Origin of the sequence: Micromonospora sonneratiae (assembly GCF_042679305.1) — a bacterium.
In the GTDB taxonomy this organism is placed as follows: domain Bacteria; phylum Actinomycetota; class Actinomycetes; order Mycobacteriales; family Micromonosporaceae; genus Micromonospora_H; species Micromonospora_H sonneratiae.
In genome coordinates, this window is sequence record NZ_JBHTMP010000015.1 from 14,283 (window position 1) to 32,544 (window position 18,262).

Consider the following 18,262-nt stretch of genomic DNA (forward strand, 5'->3'; position numbering starts at 1 on the left):
AACAACTTCATGATCACCGGACGGAGGCGGTCGGGTGGTCAGGTGGTCACCGGACGGAGGCGGTCAGGTGGTCAGGTGGTCACCGGACGGAGGCGGTCAGGTGGTCGTCGTGACGGAGGCCGGGGTGCTCTCGTGGTGCAGTCGGGACACGGCGGTCACCAGGTAGGTCGCCTCGCCGACCGGCGGGGGCGAGGTGTCCACGAAGCGTCGCGTACCGCTGCCGGCCCGGGGCAGTGCGATCAGGTTCCGGCCCGCCTCGATGCCACAACCGGCACCGTCGGCCCGGTAGATCGCGTAGTACGCCGGTGTCGTACCGGCACTGGGCGCGGTCCAGGTCAGTTCGACGCCGCTGCTGGTCCGGGTGGCGGTCAGACTCCCCGGTACGCCGGGGGCCGTACCGCCCAGTCGCGTGTTCACCGGAACCAGGGCCGGATGCCGGTAGAACTCGGCGCTGAGCCGGTCGGCGAACCCGAGCGGGTTGGCCAGTAGGTCCGCGATCGAGTAGTAGATGTCGCCGGACACCTGGTGGTCGCGGTTGAGCACCAGGTGGCGGGGCATCTCCTCCGGATCGCCCCAGGACGTGATCCGGTAGGCCGCCTGCCCGACGTAGAGCTGCACGTTCGTACCGGCCACCACCTCGGACCACCAGGGCACCAGCACCTCGTACGCCGCCGCCGCGAAGCCGGTGTTCCAGTAGAGCTGCGGCGCGATGTAGTCCACCCAACCCTGCTTGACCCACTTACGGCTGTCGGCGTAGATCGCGTCGTAGGACTGGAGACCCGAGGTGGCCGAGCCGAGCGGATCGGTGGACTGGTTACGCCAGATCCCGAACGGCGAGATGCCGAAGCGGACGTGCGGTTTGGCCTGCCGGATCCGGGTGGCCACCTCCTGCACCATCGTGTCCACGTTGGACCGTCGCCAGTCGGCCAGCGAGCGCCCGCCACCGTACGCGGCGAACTCGGCCGCGTCGTCGAAGGTCTGCCCGCTGACCGGGTACGGGTAGAAGTAGTCGTCGAAGTGCACGCCGTCGATGTCGTACCGGGTGACCGCGTCCATGATCGCGTTGACGGTGTGCTGCCGGGCGGCCGGCACCCCGGGGTTGTAGAACAGCTTGCCGTCGTAGCGCTCGACCCAGGTCGGGTTGACCCGGGCCGGATGCGTGGCGGCCAGTTTCGTCACGTCGGCCTGTGTGCTCACCCGGTACGGGTTGAACCAGCCGTGCAGTTCCAGGTTGCGGGCATGCGCCTCGGTCACCGCGAACGCCAGCGGGTCGTAGCCGGGGTTGCCACCCTGGGTGCCGGTCAGGTACTGCGACCAGGGTTCCAGCGTCGATGGCCAGAACGCGTCGGCGGCCGGGCGGATCTGGAGGAACACGGCGTTGAGCCGCAACGCCTGGGCCCGGTCGAGCAGGCTACGCAGTTCGGCCTGCTGCGCCGACACGGTCAGCCCGGTCCGGGACGGCCAGTTGATGTTGGCAACCGAGGCGATCCAGGCCCCACGTAGTTGACGTTTCGGGGTGTCGCCCAGCGGGCAGCCGTCGGCGGCCACCCGGTCAGCACCGGAACCGCCGTCGGCCCCGACCGCAGTAGCCCCGACCCCCGAAGCACCGACAGCGCCGGCCCCGGTAGCCCCGACAGCGCCGGCCCCGGCCGCTTCGGCGGGGCGGGACGATGCTCCGGCGACGGAGGCCACGGCGGTCAGCACCGCCACCGCCGCTGCGACCAGTAACGCGTGCCGTCGTCGTACGAAACTTCGGGCCATCAGGAACCTCCGCGTGGCGGATGGTGAGCGGACCAGCCGGCGCGCCCAGATTGGCGACAAGTTTCGCTCAGGCAAATTTAAATGTAAAGATACTTCAAGCCGTCGACCTGCTCCCGCGCTCGATCACCGCTGTCCGCGGTGCCCCGACGAGCCGGCCCGGCCCGTCACTCTGCCGGTTGGTGTTCCAGTACGGTCACCACGTCACCGAACACCACCACCGCCGGCGGTCGAATGCCGGCCCCGGCCACCACTGCGGCGATCTCGCCGAGCGTGGACCGCAGCACCCGCTGCTGGCCGGTCGTACCCTCCTGCACGACAGCCGCCGGCGTGCCCGCCGGCCGCCCGGAGACCTGTAGCGTCGCGGTGATCCTGGCCAGGTTCTTCAGCCCCATCAGTACGACCAGCGTGCCGCGCAGCCGGGCCAACGCCGACCAGTCCACCAGCGACGCGGGGTCGTCCGGGGGTAGATGACCGGAGACCACGGTGAACTCGTGTGCGACCCCCCGATGGGTGACCGGTATCCCGGCGACCCCTGGCGCGGCAACCGAACTGGTCACGCCGGGCACCACGGTCACCGGTACGCCAGCCGCCGTACAGGCCAGCACCTCCTCGCCGCCACGACCGAAGACGTACGGGTCCCCGCCCTTGAGCCGGACGACGAACGAACCGGCCCGGGCGCGGTCCACCAGGATCCGGTTGATCTCCTCCTGGGTACGGGCCGGGCCGTACGGGATCTTCGACGCGTCAACCAGTTCGACGTCGGGGCGCAACTCGTCCAGGAGCAGCCCCGGCACCAGCCGGTCGGCGACCACCACATCCGCCTCGGTGAGCAGTCGCCATCCCTTGACCGTGATCAGCTCCGGGTCGCCCGGCCCGGCACCGACGAGGGCCACCCGCCCCGCTCCGGTGCCACGAGGGGCCCCTTGCCGGGCAGAGCCCGATGCCAGGGGGCCCGGTCCGGCACCGAGGAAGCTGCGGATGGCGTCGCGGACGGCCATCGACCGACGCGGGTCGCCACCGCCGGACACCGCCACGGTCACCGGCCCGTGCCGGGTCACCGCCGGGGTCCACGCGGTCGCCGCAGTCCGGTCGTCGGCGCGTACGCAGAACACCCGACGCTCGGCCGCCGCAGCGCTGACCGCCTCGGCGGCGGCCGGATCGTCGACCGCCACCTGCACCAGCCAGACGTCGTCCAGGTCGGATGGTTCGAACCGACGCGACGTCCAGTCCAACCGACCGGCGTCCACGTACGCCCGCAACGCCGGGGTGAGTTCCGGGGAGACCAGCACCACCCGGGCACCGGCGTCCAGCAGGGCCGGCACCCGCCGGGTCGCCACCGCTCCCCCACCGACCACCAGCACCCGGCGACCGGCCAGTCGCAGTCCCAGCGGATAGAGGTTGCCGCCGCTCACTTCCCGGTCACTCCCCTTGCTTCTCGGGTCTTCACTTCTCGGACACTCCGGCCGAGTCGAAGGTGGCCACGTCGTGCAGCACCCGTACCGCCGAGGCGACGACCGGGAACGCCAACAGTGCGCCGGTGCCCTCCCCGAGCCGCAGCCCCAGGTCGATCAGCGGCTCCAGGCCCAGCCTGGTTAGCCCCACCGTCGCCCCCGGTTCGACCGAACGATGCCCGGCGACCATCGCCCCGACGGCCTCGGGGGCGAACGCCGCCGCGACCAGCGCCGCCGAGACGCCGATGACGCCGTCCAGGATCACCGGACACCGGCGGGCCGCGGCGCCGAGAATGAAGCCGGCCAGCGCGGCATGCTCCAGGCCGCCGACCGCAGCCAGCACACCGAGCGGGTCCGCCGGGTCCGGCCGGTGCCGGTCCAGGGCGGTCCGCACCACGGCCACCTTCCGCTCGTACGTGGCGTCGTCCACCCCGGTCCCCCGACCGGTGACCGCAGCCGGGTCCGCGCCGGTGCAGGCGGCGATCAGCGCGGCGGCCGGCGTGGTGTTGGCGATGCCCATGTCCCCGGTGAGCAGGATGCCCGCCCCGGCGTCGAGCAGGTCGTCGGCGACCCGGATACCCACCTCGATCGCGGCCCGGGCCTCCTCGCGGGTCAGGGCTGGCTGCTGCGTCATGTCCCGGCTGCCCGCCCGGACCTTCGCCGCGACCAGGCGCGACGGGTTGGGCTCGGGCAGTACGGTGGCCACTCCGACGTCGACCACGGTGACCGACGCGCCGAGCTGCCGGGCGAACGCGTTGACCACCGCCCCGCCGGCCAGGAAGTTGCCGACCATCTGCGCGGTCACCTCCTGCGGCCAGGGCGTCACCCCCTGGGCGTGCACCCCGTGGTCACCGGCGAAGACCGCCACCGAGGCGGGATCGGGCAGTGGCGGTGGGCAGGCACCGGCCAGCCCGGCCAGTCGTACGGACAGTTCCTCGAGAGCACCCAGCGATCCGGCCGGCTTGGTCAGCCGGGTGTGCAGTTCCCGGGCGGCGGTCATCGCCGCCTGGTCGAGTGGGCGGATCGCCGCCAGGGTGGTCTCCAGCATCACGCCTCCAGGATCTTGGCCAGCAGGTCGACGAACGCGTCGGTGGTGGCAGTGTCCCGTACCGCCACGCGCAGCCAGTCGGTGCCCAGGCCGGGGAAGGTGTCGCCCCGCCGTACGGCATAGCCGTGCTCCCGCAACGTCAGCCGCACGTCGGCCGCGCCGGTGAGGCGTACCAGCACGAACGCACTGGCTGGTTTCCCCACGATGGACACCCCGGGCAGCCCGGTCAGCCGGTCGACGAGGTACGCGCGGTCCTCGGCCAGCCGGGCGGCGATCTGCCGTTCCGCCGCCACCGCCTGCGGGGTGGCACAGGCCCGCGCGGCGGCCAGCGCGGGCGTGGACACCGCCCACAGTGGCTGTACGGCGGCCAGCCGGGTCAGCAGTCCGGCCGGCCCGAGCAGGTAGCCGATCCGCAGTCCGGCCAGTCCCCAGGTCTTGGTGAGGCTGCGGACCACCACCAGTCCCGGTACGTCCCGACGGGCAGCCAGCGACTCGGGCTCACCGGTCACCCCGGGCGCGATGGTGGTGTCGGCGAACGCCTCGTCCACGACGAGCACCCGGCCGGGGCGGGCGAGGGCGGCGACCGTCTCAGCCGGGTGCAGCACCGAGGTCGGGTTTGTCGGGTTGCCCACGAAGACCAGGTCGGCGTCGGCCGGTACCAGCTCCGGGTCGAGCCGGAACCCGGTCTCGGCGGGCAGCACCACCCGCTCGACGCGGTGACCGGCGGCCAGCAGCGCGGCCTCCGGCTCGGTGAACTGCGGGTGTACGACCACCGCCCGACGTACGTCACGTAGGGCCTGGGCCAGCAGGACGAATCCCTCGGCGGCACCGGCGGTGAGCAGGACCTCGTCGGCCGGGCGACGGTGCCGGGCGGCGACGGCGGCCCGGGCCGCCGACGGGTCCGGGTAGCTGGCCAGTTCGTCGAGGGCGGCGGTGATCGGAGCGCGGAGCCAGTCCGGCATCGGATCACGGCGCACGTTCACCGCCAGGTCCACCAGCCCGGGCACGACCTCGGCATCACCGTGATGGCCGAGGTCCGGTGACGGTTCGGCGACTGCGGCGGGGCGGTCGGGTGCCTCGCCGCCGGTTGCTGTCGTCCCTGGTGGGTATCCCTGCGCGTACATGCTGGCGATCCTGCTCTGTCCCCGGAGCAGGCTCCACGCCCGGGGTCCGCACGTCCAGATTTTGTGAGCAACTTTCGCGGATTTTTATCAGACCAAAAGGGTGTTTGTCATAGCTTGATGGGGTGAAAAACGCACCCTTCTCCTCCATCAGTCGACTCACTCCGCTACTACGTGCCGGGCTGATCTCCGGGGTCGTGGTCGCCGTGGCGGCCTACCCGCTGGTAGCCATCGGCGGTCTCGGCGCCAAGGCAGGTGCCGACGCCGTCAAGGACAAGGCCACCGCCATCCAGGGCTCGTCGCCCGCGCAGACGACGTACGTCTACGCCTCGGACGGCAAGACCCTGCTGACGACGTTCTACGAGGAACATCGGAAGTACACCCCGCTGTCGGAGATGTCGCCGAACATCCAACAGGCGATCGTGGCATCGGAGGATTCCCGGTTCTACAAACACAACGGCGTCGACGCGAAGGGCGTCGCCCGGGCCTTCGTCGCCAACCGGCAGGCCGGCGGGGTGTCCCAGGGTGCCTCCACGCTGACCATGCAGTACGTCCGGATGGCCTCCCGGGACAGCGCGAAGACCCCGGCGGAGGCCCTCCAGGCCACCGAGCAGACCGCCCTGCGCAAGGTCCGGGAGATGCGGATGGCGATCGACCTGGAGAAGCAGCTGACCAAGCCGCAGATCCTGGAGCGCTACCTCAACGCCGCCTACTTCGGGCACCGCGCGTACGGCATCTACTCGGCGTCGGAGATCTTCTTCTCCAAGACGCCCAAGGACCTGACCCCGGTCGAGGCGGCCACCCTCGCCGGCCTGGTCAAGTCCCCCTCGGAGTACGACCCGGCCAGCTCCGACCAGAAGGCCGCCACGGAACGGCGCAACTACGTCATCAGCCGGATGCGCGACATGGGTTACCTCTCGCCGGACGCGGCTGCGGCAGCCCAGGCCGAACCCATCAGGCTCAAGCTGAGCAGTCCGCCCAACGACTGTGTCTCCCTGCCGAAGGAGCTGAACAGCTGGGGGTTCTTCTGCGACTACCTGAAAAACTGGTGGAGCACCCAGCCGGCGTTCGGGGAGAACCGACTGGAACGGGAGGACCGCCTGACCCGGGGCGGTTACCGGATCGTCACCACCATCGACCCGAAGATCCAGAAGATCGCCGACGAGCAGGTGCAGTCCCGCGAGGCGATCGGCAGCCCGTTCGCCCACGGACTCGTCCTGGTCGAGCCGGGAACCGGCCGGGTCAAGGCGATGGCGGTCAACCGGAACTACTCGCTGGACCTGAGCGAGAACTATCCGAACTCCAACCCCGCCCTACGCGGCAAGATCAAGGGTAACTATCCCAACACGGTGGCCCCCCTGCTCGGTGGCGGTACGGTGCCCGGCTACCAGGCCGGATCGACGTTCAAGATGTTCACCATGCTGGCCGCGCTCGACGCCGGCATGCCGCTGTCGACCGCCTTCGACTCCCCGCACCGGTTCACCACCATCTACCCGGACGGCAGTGGCGGCCCCACCGACTGTGGCGGCTTCTGGTGTCCGTCGAACGCCAGCGGCGCGATGACTGGCCGCCACGCGATGTGGTCCGGGTTCGGCAAGTCGGTCAACACCTACTTCGTACAGCTGGAGCAGAAGGTGGGTGCGGACCGGGTGGTCCGCCTGGCCGAACGGCTCGGCCTGCGGTGGCGCACCGAGGTGGACCGCCGACAGGCGTCCCCCGACAACGCCAGGAAGTGGGGTGCCTTCACCCTGGGCGTATCCGACGCGACGCCGTTGGAGATGGCCAACGCGTACGCCGCCATCGCGGCCGACGGTCAGTACTGCGACACGATCCCGGTGCTGTCGATCACCAACCCGGACGGTTCACCCGCGATGTACAAGACGGCTTCCGGCCTGGAACGGGAGGCGGCGAAGCCCCGCTGCCGTCAGGAGGTCTCGGCGGATGCGGCCCGGGCCGCCACCGATGCGGCCCGCTGCCCGACCGGGGACACTCCGGCCCGGGGCGGCTGCGGCGGCTGGTCGACCGCCGACTCGGTACGCGGTACCGTCGGCCGTCCGGTCGCCGGCAAGACCGGTACCACGGACAGCACCCGGTCGGCGTGGTTCGTCGGATACACCCCGGAGTTGGCGGCGGCCAGCTTCATCGCCGATCCGGACAACCCGTTCAACGCGGTAGGTGACGGGCAGTCCAACAAGCCGATCGACACCGCCGCCAGCGCCCTGAAGGCAGCGCTCAAGGACCAACCGGTCCGCCAGTTCACCCCACCGTCGGACGCGATAACCGGGTAGGCGGGCGCAGGACGTGGCGTACTGCCCTGGCTGGGGCAACGGCCTCAGTCAGGGCAGCTCAGCGCAGGTCCGCCACCACGATCGACCAGACTTCCAGGTCGACCCGACCGCCGTACGCGTAGCCGGCGTTCCGGAGCAGCCCCTCGTACGTGAATCCGGCCTTCTCCGCCACCCGCCGAGAAGCGGTGTTCCCGGGCGCGGTCCTCAGCTCCACCCGCTGGAAGCCGTGTTCCAGGATCAGCGCGATGGCCAGCGCGTCGACCGCCTCGGCGGCGATCCCGAAACCCCGCGCCCCGGGCGCGATCGCGCACGCGACCTCGGTGACCCGGCCGGCCCAGTCGGTACGTTTGGTCCACAGGCAGCCGATCAACTGCTCGTCCTCGCGCCGGATCACGCCGTAGTGGTCGCCGATGCCGTTGTCCCGCCGCTCCTGGGCCATCTCGGTGCACCAGGCGAGGGCATCGATCTGGCCCGACTCCTCCGGCAGCGACAGCCAACGCCGGGTCAGTTTGTCCGCGAAGATCTCCGACACCACGGGCGCGTCACCGACGGCAAGCTGACGCACGTCCGCCCTCGGGGTCGATACGGTCAGCGTCGGGAACCGTCGCACCGCCACATGTCCGCTCACCAGATCACCGCACCCTGCTCGCTGATCGCCATCGTCTCGTCACCGAACCGCTCACGCCATCACCCGACCCGGCGAGTCGAGCGGGAGCGCTGATACCGGGGCAGCCGGCGAAACCGGGGCGGCCGAGGCGGCCGGCAACGGTGGGAGCGCCGCGCCCGACCCCGGCCCGGTCGGGAGGACGTCCGGCCGATCGACGTGCCGGAACGCGGCGGCCACGAGCCGGCGGGCGATCCCGGGCACCCCGGCCCAGTGCAGGATCAACTGGGAGGCATGCACCCCGCCCCACACGAACCCTTCCGGCGGGCCACCGGGCCACCGCCAGGCGGGAGTCTGCCCGGCACGGGGCAGCAGTACCGCGGCGTGCTGTTTGTAGCCGAACAGCCGGTCACCGGGTTGCGCCACCACGGAGGGGGCCTGTGCCGTCGCCTCGCGATAGCCGATCACGACGTGGCCCGTACCCACCCCGGTGGCGTCGAGCACGCCGCACATCGGGCGGCCGTCGAACTCCCGGGCCAACCACAGCGCGCCCGTCCCCTCGGCCAGCACCGGATGCCCGGCCCGGGCGAAGTCGGCGACCGCCGCGCACAGCCGCTGGTTCGCGGACAGCTCCTCGGCGTACGACTCGGGCAGTCCTCCTCCGACGACCAGCGCGGCGGTGCCGGCGGGCAGTGCCTCGTCCCGCAGCGGGTCGAGGACCCGAACCTCCGCACCGGCGGCGACCAGCAGTTCGGCGGTCTCCGGATAGGAATAGGCCGTTCCCGGCCCACCGGCCAGCGCGACCACCGGGCGCGGCACCCGGGCAGCGGGATCCGGCGCGGGCGGGTCGGGTGGTCCGCCGCCGGCCCCGGCCACCCCTGCCGACCGGTCCTCGCTGCTACCACTGCGCACCGAGTAGAGACCTTCGGCAGCAACCGAGTAGAGACCTTCGGCAGCAGCGGCTGACGCGGACCACCGGTCGACCGGCAGTTGCGGCGCTGACCGGGCCAACGCCAGGATCCGGTCGAGGTCGACCGCGCCCGCGATCGCCTCGCCCAGCCGACGGACACCCCGGTACGCCTCCAGACTGCGGTGCGCCACCGGTACGACGCCATGCTCCCGGCCTGGCAGGGCCCGGGACAGGACCTGCCGGCGCAGAGCACCGAAGACCGGCACTCCGATGTCGTCGAGCGCCTCGCGGAGCAGCCGCTCGTGGTGATCGGAGGCGACCCGGTTGAGGATGACCCCGCCGAGCTGGACCAGTTCGTCGTAGGCCCGGAACCCGTGCACCAGGGCAGCCACGGAATGTCCCATCGCCGCCGCGTCGACGACCAGCACCACCGGTGCCCGCAGCCCCACACAGACCGCAGCGGTCGAGTCGGTCTCGGGATGCTCACCGATACTGTCGAACAGCCCCATGGTGCCTTCGACGACAGCCAGGTCGGCGCCGGCTGCACCGTGGGCGAACAGCGGGGCGATCCGCCGGGTGCCGACCAACCGAGGGTCGATGTTCCGACCCGGCCGACCCGAGGCCAGGCCCAGGTAGGCGGCGTCGGCGTGGTCCGGCCCGATCTTGAAGCCGGCCGTCGTCAGGCCCCGGGCCGCGTAGGCGGCCAGCAGACCGACGGCGACCGCCGTCTTGCCATGTCCGGAGCAGGGGGCGCTGACCGCCACCCGCGCAACGGTGGTCATGGTCGGCTCCTGGGGGACGGGGCCCGGGACGGGCGATTCGGTCTTGAACGGACAGTGGGGCCATTCATGACGATACCTCCGTCCGGAGGCCGGCCGGCAGCCGCCGATACGGGCACCAGCGTAGTGGCTGCGGTCATAGGGGTAGCCTCGTGCTGTGTACCGCTTTCTGCTCACGCCACGCTGGCTGGGCATCTTCGCCCTGACCCTGGTCGCGGCCATGGTGATGGTCCTACTGGGCAACTGGCAGCTAGACCGGTATCGGGAGCGCGACGCGATCAACAAGCGCATCGACGCAGCCACCGAGATCGCACCGGTGCCGCTGACGGAGGCGCTGCCCGGACCGGGGGACGCGGCCGGCACCGCCGGCCAGGCACCGCCGGAGGAGACCGCGTGGACCCGGGTCACGGCCACCGGGCGGTACGACAGCAACAACATCATCCTCGTTCGCGGCCGTACGGTGAACAACCAGGTCGGCTTCGAGGTGCTCACCCCGCTGATCCTGGCCGACGGCTCGGCGGTCCTGGTGGACCGGGGTTGGATTCCCCCCGCCCCCGAGGGCGCCAACGCCCGCCCGGCGATCCCGGCGGTGCCCACCGGCGAGGTGACCGTGGTGGGACGGGTACGCATGTCGGAGAGTCGCCCCGACACCCCCCAGCGGCGCGACGGTCAGATCGAGACACGCCGTATCTCGGTGTCCCGACTCGCCGCCGAACTTCCCTACCCCAGCTACGGCGCATTCCTGCTGCTCGACGAACAGACTCCGGCCGCCGACCCGGCCTTCTCGGCTATTCCGGTCCGGCACGAGAACAACTGGCAGAACGGCGGCTACGTGGTCCAGTGGTGGCTGTTCGCCCTGATGACCCTGATCGGTTTCGGCTGGCTGGCCCGACGGGAGGCGCACGGCGAGCCCAGTGACGCCGCCAAGCACGAGGACCGGGTCGGCGACGATCCGGTACCGGTCGGCCCGGCTGGCCATTCCCCCACCTCAGCACAGAACGGTTGACCTGCCAGACACCGCTCACCACGCCGCACACCGTTTGATAGCGCCCATTGGGTAAGGTGCGTCGTGATCGAGCGCAGGGAGGTAACCCGGTGAGTGTAGATCCAACGCTACCGATGCCCCAATCCGAACCGCCGGGGCAGTCCCCGGCCCCCGTAAGTCCACCGGCTTTCCCGGCACCTACCAGCCCACCCGCTTTCCCGGTGTCCACCGGTCCGGAGGCCTACCCGGTGTCCACCGGTCCGGAGGCCTACCCGGCAGCACCACCCCCGCTGCCGGCACCGCCACCACTGCCGGCACCACCCACGCAGGCAATGCCCGCACTGCCGGCTCAGGCCTTGCCCGAACCACCCACCCAGGCGATTCCGGCACCGGTACCGGCACCACTGGCCCCCGCGCCACCACCTATGTTGCCTGAACAGCCCTGGCAGCCACCGGCACCCGGACAGCTTCCGCCCGGCGGGCCCGGGGCCTACCCGGCCAGTGGCCCGCCCGTGGCGTACCCCGTCAGCGGGGCGCCCGGGGCATACCCCCCGGTCAGTGGTGCGCCCGGCGCGTACCCGATCAGCGGTGCTCCCGGGCCGTACCCAGCCGGCGGGCCGCCCGGACCGTTCCCGCCCGGTCAGCCGGGTCCGGCGGTGGCGCAGATCGGTGAGATCGTGGTGGCACCGCCGGTGGTCCGTACGCCCGCCGGTGACATTCCGCTGGCCGGCTCGACCTGGCACGTCGTGGACCAGTGGCAGACCGAACAGAAGATCCCGACCTGGGCGATCGTCTGCGCCATCGTCGGGTTCTGCATCCTCACCGTGTTCAGCCTGCTGTTCCTCCTGGCGAAGGAGACCATCTACCGGGGCACGGTGCAGGTGACGGTGGCCAACGGTGGCCGGCAGTACGTGGCCCGGATCCCGGTCACCCACCAGGGCCAGGTGCACCAGATCAACAACCAGGTCAACTACGTACGGTCGCTGGCGACCATCTGACCAGCCGGTTGGCGGCCAGCGACGCGGAACCTCCGCCTGGCTGGCCGCCCAGCCGACAGTCCCCGCTCAGCCACCGAGCCGACCCGTGTGGATCGCGCGTACGGCCTCGATGGTGTCCGCCTCGGCTGCGGTCTTGTCGTCGCGGTAACGCACCACCCGGGCGAACCGCAGCGCAACACCCCCCGGATAGCGGGAACTGGTCTGTACCCCGTCAAAGGCGATCTCCACGACCTGCTCCGGTCGTACCCGGACCACCCACTCCCCCCGGTCGACGGCCAGGGCGAGGAACCGCTCGGTCTGCCAACGCAGCAACTCGTCGGTGAGCCCCTTGAACGTCTTGCCGAGCATCACGAAGCCACCGGTACGCGGATCACGGGCACCGAGGTGCAGGTTCGACAGCCAGCCGGAACGCCGACCGCTGCCCCACTCGACGGCAAGAACCACCAGGTCGAGGGTGTGCCGGGGCTTCACCTTCACCCAGGCGGCACCCCGGCGACCGGCGGCGTACGGGGCGTCCGGCGCTTTCACCACCACCCCCTCCTGCCCGGCGTCGAGGGCGGCGGCGAAGGCTGCGGCTGCCTCCTCTCCGGTGTCGACGGCCACCCGCCCGACCAGCAGCGGCGCACCGACCGCGTCGGCCAGGACCGACCACCGCTCGCGTCCGGGCGCGTCGAGCAGGTCCGTGCCGTCCAGGTGCAGCAGGTCGAAGAAGTACGGCGTCAGCACGGTCTCCCCGGTGGTGCCGGCGGCGGCACGTACGGCCGGGGCCGGGCGGGCCGGCCGGGCCGGGCGGCCAAGTTCGGCGGAGGTCGTGCCGGAGAGTTCGGCGCTGACCCGCTGGCGACCTCCCCGGGTGGCGGCGCGGCTGGCGGTCTCCTGGAACGGTCGGGGCCGACCCGTCGCGTCGAGGGCGATCGCCTCGCCATCCAGCACCATCTCACGGGCGGGCAGCGCGCGGACGGCTGCCACCACCTCGGGCACCCGTGCGGTGATCTCGTCGAGGCTACGGCTGAAGACCGCGATGTCCGTACCGGAGCGGTGCACCTGGATACGGATGCCGTCGAGTTTGACGTCCACGACGGCTGGCGTGCCGGTCGCGGTCAACGCATCGTCGACCGACGACGCGCTCTGGGCCAACATCGGGGCCAGCGGTCGACCGACCCGCAGGGTGAACTCGCTCAACGCCGCCGCCCCACCGGTCAGGGCGGCCACGGCGACCACCTTCAGGTCACCGGCCAGCAGCAGCGCCCGACGGACCGCCTCGGCCGGTACGTCGGCGGCCCGGGCGACGGCGTCGGCCAGCAGGCCGGCCTGCGCGCCCTGACGCAGCTCACCGCTGAACAGGCCGACCAGCATCCGCTGCTCGTCGACGGTGGCGGCGGCGAACAACGCACCGAGTAGCTCCCGACGGCGGGCCTGCGAACCGGCACCGTGGACAGCGGCGATCCCGGCGATGGCCGCGTCGACGCCGCCGACGGTCAGCGTCGGCTGCTCCGCAGGTGGTGGCAGGTCACGCAGGCTGGCGTAGCCCACCCCGGTCTGCCGTTGGCGCAGCTCACCGGCGAGGTAGCCCGAACCGGCCGGGATCTCGTCCGGATCCAGGCCACGTAGGGCCACGGCCAGCAGGTCCACCTTGGCCCGCCGGCCCGGGGTCGCTGCCACTGCGGCGGAGGTGGCCGCCAGGTCGAGAAAGCGCACCTCCTCATCCTGGCAGCCACCCCGGACAAAAGAGGCGGGCAGGGAAGGTCGAACGTCAGAAGGTCGGTGACCCCCGGCCCGGTACGGCAGCCGCCGTTCGGGAATCATGGCTGAAGCTCCAGGATGCGCGACGTCGGCACCACTCGAAACCGATCGTTTGCGGGCGGCAGAGGGTGCAGGTCACAGTAAACGGATGACGGGTACGATATGCGGTCCGACAGTACGAGACACGACATCGCGCCAAGCGACTGGCTTACGGGTGCACCGCTGGCTGATGACCGTCGGGGCGCTCCTGACCGCCTTCGCCCTTCTGCTGTTGTCACTGCTCCCCAGCGTGCCTTCCGAGGCGGTCGCAATGACGGCGTGGGTCGAACGCGGTCACTCGTTACTGCTGTGGAGCGACGAACTGCTGTTCTTCGCGGTCATCTGCTGGGGAGCCGGTGCCCGCGGCCTCTTCGGCGCGCGCCGGGCCGGACCATCGGTGCGGATCAACGTGGGAGTGACCGCTCTCACGGTTGCCCTCGTCTCTCTCGTCGTCCTACTGCTCGAGGTGGGGCGGCTGGTCTACCCGGTGTTTGAGATCCAACTGTCAGCCGAGGTCCTGGCCCTGGTCGTCAGCTCGACGTTCGGCGCGCTGCACCTGGCGTTCCTGGGTTTCGCCGTTGCTGCGGTCGCGCTCAGCTGGTCGACCCGCGCCGGACTGATTGGGCGAGCTGTCGGCATCGTTGCGGCAGCCGCATTCATCGTGGGCTCTTTCCCCTGGCTGGCACCGAACTGGTGGAACTCACTGGTCGCGGTACTGGTCGCCGCATGGGGCGTGTTCCTCGCCCTTACCACCGTAACTCGCAGCGAGAATCCTGCCGACGCAACGGAGGGGACGGGTACCACCGGCTAGTTGGGCCTAGGCGGAGATGGGCTCCTCGATCCGCAGGCCCCGGGCACGCACCCCGTCGGCCACCTTGGAAAGCACGGCATCCAGTGCGCAGAGAACGGCGGAGAGCTCGCCGAGCTGGTCCTTCAACACGTCATCGGACCATACGGAGACGTCAAGGTCCCCCAGAGCACAGACCGCGGCATCCAGCCGCGCGATGGCTTCGTTCGTACCCATGTTCGAAAGCTTATCGTGGGCCAACCGTCGCAGACAGCCCTTTACCTGCATTTCATCCTCGATCACGGGACATTTCACCGGGTCGACCCCACCCCGGGTCGGCCCGGTGAAATGTCCACACTGATGCGGTGGGTCAGCGGGCAGCTGCCGCCGCCTCGGCCACCTTCGCCAACAGCAGCGTCTCGGCGAGGCAGACCCGGGCGAACTCGCCGAGGTGCAGGCTCTCGTTCGGGCCGTGCGCCTGCGCGTACGGGTCCTCCACCCCGGTCACCAGGATCGCCGCCCGCGGGAACATCTCCTGGAACGTCGCGATGAACGGGATGGAGCCACCGACGCCCATGTCCACCGGGTCGACGCCGTCCCATGCCGTACGGAACGCGGAGCGGGCGGCGTCGTACATCGGTCCGGACGCGTCGATCACACACGGGTTGCCGTCGTGTTCGAAGGAGAGCGTGACCCGCGCCCCCCACGGAGCGTTCCTCTCCAGGTGTTCGCCCAGGGCGGCGTACGCCTTCTTCGGGTCGTCGCCCGGTGCCAGCCGGATGCTCAGCTTGGCCTTCGCCACCGGCACCAGGGCGTTCGGGGCCTCCCCGGTGGGCGGCGCGTCGATACCGAGGACCGACAGCGCCGGCTTGGTCCACATCCGGTCGGTGAGCCGCCCGGTGCCGATGAAGGAAACCCCGTCGACGAGACCGGCCTCGGTCCGCAGCCGCTCCTCCTGGTAGTCGACCGTGGCCCCGGTCCGGCCGACCAGGCCCTCGACCGCCACGTCCCCGGCGTCGTCGTGCAGGGTGGCCAGCAGGCGGGCCAACGCGGTCAACGCATCGGGCGCCACGCCGCCGAACATCCCGCTGTGCACGGCGTGCGACAGCGTACGGACCTCGACGAAGCAGTTGACGATGCCGCGCAACGAGGTGGTCAGCGCCGGTACGCCGATGTCCCAGTTACCGGAGTCCGCGATCACGATCACGTCGGAGGCGATCTCGTCCCGGTGCTCCTTCAGGAGCCGTTCGAGGGAGTCCGAGCCGAACTCCTCCTCGCCCTCGATGAACAGCACCACGCCCACCGGCAGGTTCTCCCCGAAGGCCCGCAGCGCCGCGATGTGCGCCATGATGCCGGCCTTGTCGTCGGCCGCACCCCGACCGTAGAGGCGTCCGTTCCGCTCGACCGGCTCGAACGGGTCGCTGTCCCACAGCGACAGGTCGCCGACCGGCTGCACGTCGTGGTGGGCGTAGAGCAGGATGGTCGGGGCCCCGGGCGGTGCGGGCCGCCGACCGATCACCGCCGGCTGGCCATTGGATCGCACGATCCGCACGTCCAGGGAGCAACCACGCAGCAGTTCGGCGACGGCCTCGGCGGACCGCTCGACGTGTGAGTGGTCGAAGCCGTCGAACGCGATGCCCGGGATACGGACCAGACGTTCGAGGTCAGCGCGTACGCCCGGCAGTTCACGCTCGACCGCGGCGCGCAGTTCAGACTCGGTGAAGGAGGGTGTGGTCATGACCGAAATGGTATGCCGGCCTTACTCGCCGCCCGCAGAGCCCGTACCGTCAGTGCCGTTGCTGTCGCTGCCGCTGTTGCCGCTGCCGTTGCCGTTGTTGCCGCCGCCGTTGCTGGCGGTGGTGGCGTCCGGGTCTGATTGCCGGCCGGTACGGCGGGTGGCCCGACCAGCGGCCCGCGCGGCGGCCTCCCCGGCGGCACCCATCCAGGAGCGCGCCCGGCCGGCACCGTTGCCGACCCACTCACCGACCTCGCTGGCCCCGTCCCCCAGTCGACGCAGCAGGCCGACCAGCGGATCCTGGGTACGCCCGAACGCCTCGCGGTAGGAGTCGGCGGCGGCCTTGATCTCCTCGGTGACCGAGGTGTCGCCGTCATCCACCCGGCGGGGGTAGTCGCCGGCCAGCACCCGACCGTAGGCGCCGGAGTCGATCCACTGCCGCAGGGCCGCAGCCCGGGCCACCGGCACCGGATGGGTACTCCAGGCGGTCATGCGGATCTTGTGAACGCTGTCCCGCAGGTCGCCACCGCCGTCGTACTCCACCGCCTGCTCCAGGAACGCGGCCGTGTCGATCTGCGAAAGGTCGCCGCCGCCGGCCAGCTTCATCAGCAGTCGCAGCGCGGCTGCCGGGTCCTGCCCGGCCAGCAGCCCGGCCCGGTCGGCGGAGAGTTCGGCCTTGCGCCACCACTCCAGCATCGCCGCGATGATGGCCCGCAGCGCGAGCGCGCCGACCGGCAGCCAGCTCAGGTTGGCCGCCCACTGCGTGAGGATCGCCAGGATGGTCTTGTAGACGGCGTGCCCGCTGCCCACGTGTCCCAACTCGTGGCCCAGCAGACAACGCAGTTCGTCGTCGTCGAGCTGCTGCACGCAGGCCGAGCTGATCACGACGAACGGCCGGTCGAGCCCGATCGCCTCGCCGGTGAGCCAGGGTGACTGGGTGACGTACAACTCGGGCAGCTCGGGTAGGTCGAGGGCGCCGGCCGCCTCGGCGAAGCGCTGATAGACCCTCGGATACTGGCGATGGTCGACGCGGATCGCCGAGGCCAGGTAGGACAACCGGAAGGCCCGCTCGTTCCACATCCCGAAGAAGGTCTTGATCACATCGTCGAAGCCACGCAGTTCCCGCAGGGCGGTCAGGGCACCACGATCCGCCGGATGTTCCCAGGCCCGGGAGCTGATTCCGCTGAGTACGACCCGACGCCGAGCCGGAGCGGTGGTCATGCCTTCGTCACCCGTCGTCATGGTGCGTCCCCCGCTCGCCGTGGCTCGACCCTTTCCGCAGATCGTGCCGCAGTCGACCCGTTACGTCTATGGGCTCTCGGCGCGGCGGGGGCTCAGCCGTACGTAGTGGACCCCTGGGTCGTGGGGCAGATCGGACGCGCCGTCGATCATCAGGTCGACGTGCTCGACGGTGGCGTCGGCAGCGAAGTGGATCAGCTCTCCCCGTCGCCATTCCTCCAGGTAGGGCCGGATCGCCACGCCGTCGCGGGCCAGCGCCCGGTCCAACCGCAACTGGTCGGGTGCGGTCACGAAGACCGACAGGGTCAGTTCAGCCCGTACGGCAGACCGGGCGACACTGACCCCCTCCAGGATCACCACCGGCGCGGCCGGGACCGTCGTCCAGTTCGACGTGAAGCATCCCCGGTCCCAGTCGTAGCAACGGTAGTGGCCGGGGTGACCGGCGCGGATCGGGGCGAGCACCTGCTCCTCCAGCCGGGGCCAGAAGGTGAACTGATCCGCCCAGCCGGCCAGCAGGTCGTCGGTGTGCACGATCGGCGGCCGGTCCCGGTCCGGGACCAGGGCCTGGAGAGTGTCGGCCAGCCGTTCGGCGAAGTGCGTCTTGCCGGCGCCGCTCGGCCCGTCGACGGCGATGAGCCGGGTACGCCCCAACCGCGCCGGCCGGTCCATGATCCGCCGGGCCAGATCCGGGTACGCCTCGACCACCCCAGCCACCGCAACCACCCCCGAGACGCTACTCCTTACCCCAACTTCCAGGCCCGTAGCCCGACCGTG

At 71.1% G+C, this 18,262-nt stretch carries 15 protein-coding genes; 4 read left to right on the forward strand and 11 right to left on the reverse strand.

Features of this window, described 5'->3' with window-relative positions; translation table 11 throughout:
* Positions 1-96 precede the first annotated feature (96 nt).
* The 4 genes from ACFQ4H_RS12205 to cobC all read right to left on the reverse strand — a co-directional run bounded on the left by ACFQ4H_RS12205 (position 97) and on the right by cobC (position 5,384).
* Complete coding sequence (locus tag ACFQ4H_RS12205; RefSeq protein WP_377570196.1) at positions 97-1,761, reverse strand: glycoside hydrolase family 10 protein; 1,665 nt, start codon at positions 1,759-1,761, stop codon at positions 97-99.
* Between the two features lie 164 nt (positions 1,762-1,925).
* A complete protein-coding gene (gene cobA, locus ACFQ4H_RS12210; protein WP_377570198.1) occupies positions 1,926-3,173 on the reverse strand; it encodes a uroporphyrinogen-III C-methyltransferase in 1,248 nt (415 codons plus the stop codon).
* A gap of 31 nt (positions 3,174-3,204) precedes the next feature.
* The gene (gene cobT / locus ACFQ4H_RS12215; RefSeq protein ID WP_377570385.1) at positions 3,205-4,260 is read right to left on the reverse strand and encodes a nicotinate-nucleotide--dimethylbenzimidazole phosphoribosyltransferase; all 1,056 of its coding nucleotides are present in this window, start codon (positions 4,258-4,260) and stop codon (positions 3,205-3,207) included.
* Positions 4,260-5,384 (reverse strand): Rv2231c family pyridoxal phosphate-dependent protein CobC, encoded by a 1,125-nt coding sequence (gene cobC / locus ACFQ4H_RS12220; protein ID WP_377570199.1) that lies wholly within the window; start codon positions 5,382-5,384, stop codon positions 4,260-4,262. The genes cobT and cobC overlap by 1 nt, the downstream gene beginning before the upstream one ends.
* 122 nt (positions 5,385-5,506) lie before the next feature.
* Between cobC and ACFQ4H_RS12225 the strand changes: the two genes are divergently transcribed.
* Positions 5,507-7,669: a transglycosylase domain-containing protein gene (locus ACFQ4H_RS12225; RefSeq protein ID WP_377570201.1), complete on the forward strand. Its 2,163-nt coding sequence runs from the start codon at positions 5,507-5,509 to the stop codon at positions 7,667-7,669.
* Positions 7,670-7,727: 58 nt separating this feature from the next.
* Here the strand turns inward: ACFQ4H_RS12225 and ACFQ4H_RS12230 are convergent, their stop codons facing one another.
* Positions 7,728-8,297: a GNAT family N-acetyltransferase gene (locus ACFQ4H_RS12230; protein WP_377570203.1), complete on the reverse strand. Its 570-nt coding sequence runs from the start codon at positions 8,295-8,297 to the stop codon at positions 7,728-7,730.
* Positions 8,298-8,348: 51 nt separating this feature from the next.
* Positions 8,349-9,965, reverse strand: coding sequence for a cobyrinate a,c-diamide synthase (locus tag ACFQ4H_RS12235; RefSeq protein WP_377570205.1), 1,617 nt, complete (start codon positions 9,963-9,965; stop codon positions 8,349-8,351).
* Positions 9,966-10,119: 154 nt separating this feature from the next.
* Between ACFQ4H_RS12235 and ACFQ4H_RS12240 the strand changes: the two genes are divergently transcribed.
* On the forward strand, positions 10,120-10,968 hold the full coding sequence (locus ACFQ4H_RS12240; RefSeq protein ID WP_377570207.1) for an SURF1 family cytochrome oxidase biogenesis protein: 849 nt from the start codon (positions 10,120-10,122) through the stop codon (positions 10,966-10,968).
* Between the two features lie 200 nt (positions 10,969-11,168).
* Positions 11,169-11,945, forward strand: coding sequence for a hypothetical protein (locus ACFQ4H_RS12245; protein WP_377570209.1), 777 nt, complete (start codon positions 11,169-11,171; stop codon positions 11,943-11,945).
* Between the two features lie 66 nt (positions 11,946-12,011).
* Here ACFQ4H_RS12245 and ACFQ4H_RS12250 read toward each other — a convergent pair whose 3' ends face one another.
* The gene (locus ACFQ4H_RS12250; RefSeq protein ID WP_377570211.1) at positions 12,012-13,643 is read right to left on the reverse strand and encodes an ATP-dependent DNA ligase; all 1,632 of its coding nucleotides are present in this window, start codon (positions 13,641-13,643) and stop codon (positions 12,012-12,014) included.
* A 274-nt stretch (positions 13,644-13,917) separates the two neighbouring features.
* Between ACFQ4H_RS12250 and ACFQ4H_RS12255 the strand changes: the two genes are divergently transcribed.
* A complete protein-coding gene (locus ACFQ4H_RS12255) occupies positions 13,918-14,538 on the forward strand; it encodes a hypothetical protein (protein WP_377570212.1) in 621 nt (206 codons plus the stop codon).
* Between the two features lie 6 nt (positions 14,539-14,544).
* On the opposite strand, the gene ACFQ4H_RS12260 is transcribed toward ACFQ4H_RS12255, so the two are convergent.
* The 4 genes from ACFQ4H_RS12260 to ACFQ4H_RS12275 form a co-directional block, all read right to left on the reverse strand.
* Positions 14,545-14,751, reverse strand: coding sequence for a hypothetical protein (locus ACFQ4H_RS12260; RefSeq protein WP_377570214.1), 207 nt, complete (start codon positions 14,749-14,751; stop codon positions 14,545-14,547).
* A gap of 133 nt (positions 14,752-14,884) precedes the next feature.
* Positions 14,885-16,252, reverse strand: coding sequence for a dipeptidase (locus ACFQ4H_RS12265; RefSeq protein WP_377570216.1), 1,368 nt, complete (start codon positions 16,250-16,252; stop codon positions 14,885-14,887).
* A 21-nt stretch (positions 16,253-16,273) separates the two neighbouring features.
* Positions 16,274-17,491, reverse strand: a complete 1,218-nt coding sequence (locus tag ACFQ4H_RS12270; protein ID WP_377570217.1) for a M48 family metallopeptidase — start codon at positions 17,489-17,491, stop codon at positions 16,274-16,276.
* A gap of 66 nt (positions 17,492-17,557) precedes the next feature.
* Entirely contained in the window at positions 17,558-18,211 is a 654-nt protein-coding gene (locus ACFQ4H_RS12275) for a uridine kinase family protein (protein ID WP_377570219.1), read from the reverse strand.
* Positions 18,212-18,262 lie beyond the last annotated feature (51 nt).